The sequence below is a fragment of the Limnofasciculus baicalensis BBK-W-15 genome, from assembly GCF_024178385.1.
GTDB lineage: Bacteria > Cyanobacteriota > Cyanobacteriia > Cyanobacteriales > Coleofasciculaceae > Limnofasciculus > Limnofasciculus baicalensis.
This window is the reverse complement of sequence record NZ_JAMZMM010000648.1, coordinates 1-1,684: the sequence shown is the minus strand read 5'-3', so window position 1 is coordinate 1,684 and position 1,684 is coordinate 1. Positions and strand designations below refer to the sequence as shown.

Annotated in this window: 1 protein-coding gene; it reads left to right on the top strand. The window is 43.2% G+C overall.

Annotated features, from left to right (window positions below):
* Nucleotides 1-1,255: DUF1501 domain-containing protein (locus NJ959_RS29125; protein WP_254015250.1), on the top strand; the 1,255-nt coding region annotated here is incomplete at its 5' end.
* Between the last annotated feature and the right edge of the window lie 429 nt (nucleotides 1,256-1,684).

Here is a 1,684-nt window from a genome sequence, read left to right as displayed (position 1 = left end):
CCCCATTCCCCACTCCCCATTCCCTCCTATGAATAGACGAAAATTATTACAAAATGCCGCAATTATAGCCGCTGCTGGACTTATCCCTATCGGTATCAACGGTTGGGCAGTAAGAGGAATTGCCCAAACCAATAATCGCAAACGATTAATTGTGATATTTCTCCGAGGTGCAGTCGATGGATTGAATGTAGTTGTCCCTTATCAAGAAAGTAATTACTATGAAGCTAGACCAAGAATTGCTATTCCTAAACCGGGAGAAAAAGACGGAGTATTAGATTTAGATGGAAGGTTTGGCTTGCATCCAGCCCTCGCGGATATCATGCCATTGTGGGAGAAAGGCAGTTTAGCTTTTATTCACGCCTGCGGTTCCCCTGACTCGACTCGTTCCCATTTTGATGCTCAAGATTACATGGAAAGTGGGACTCCTGGTGTTAAAACTACACAAGATGGTTGGCTGAATCGACTATTAGGTATTCTTCCTAAAGATAGCCCAGTCCAAGCAGTAAATGTAGGTGCAACTATACCGCGCATTCTCACTGGTAAAATGTCAGTGGCTAACCTACCATCTGGAAATAATACCAATAATGCACTAGCAATAGATCGTCCTGAGATTAATAGAGCATTTGCACAATTATATAATGGAAACGATCCGATCAGTCTTACCTATCAAGAAGGCGATAAAGTTAGAGAAATTTTGCTTAACGAATTGAATTCAGAAATGATGCAAGCTTCTCGGGGTGCGCCATCTCCAGTTGGTTTTGCTAACGATACCCGCAAACTAGCAAAACTGATGGTAGGCGATGGGAAAACTCAATTAGCATTTATGGCTTTGGGAGGTTGGGATACTCATGTAAATCAGGGTAGCAGTAATGGTCAATTAGCATCAAGACTCAAGCCTTTAGCTGAAGGTTTGGTTACTTTAGTTAAGGAATTGGGTCCAGTTTACTCAGATACAGTTATTGTAGTGTTATCAGAATTTGGTCGTACTGTGGCAGAAAATGGCAATGGGGGTACTGACCACGGACATGGTAATGTAATGTGGGTATTGGGTGGAGGGATTCGCGGTGGTAAGATTTATGGAGAATGGCCTGGTCTCAATGAGTCTGAGTTATACGAAAAACGGGACTTAGAGATTATTACAGATTACCGGAATGCGATCGCGTCCATATTAACCCAACATATCGAACTTAACGTAGCACAGCTCTCTCAGATTTTCCCCAACTATAGCACTAATCCCACTATGGCATTGTTTTAGATTAGATTTTGCCATAAGTTTTGATAACTGCCTGAAAGAATCCCGGTTTCTTGGAGAAACCGGGATTCTCAACTTTTTATTGCACTCACTCCCCATTCCCCACTACCCACTCTCCAACCATTAACATAGAGAAGTGATCGCAAAACCGCACAGTAACGAATAACTAGTCAACAACCCCGGTCTCTTGACACGGGGCTTCCAGCCTAAAAAACTGAAGCCCGGAAGTTGACCAGCCTTTGGTAGAAATACCTACGTTATCGGTAAGCGTTAAAGTTCCTACCAGGAAATGCGTAGCTAGTTTCCTGCTCTAGAACCGAAAAGTTAAACAGGCGTAACGGGTTAAGCCAGTGCTTTTTGGATAGTACCGACCGATAACATTGGCAAAGCTAACTTTACTCCGAAAGGAGCTTGAGGCAACCATACCTCACC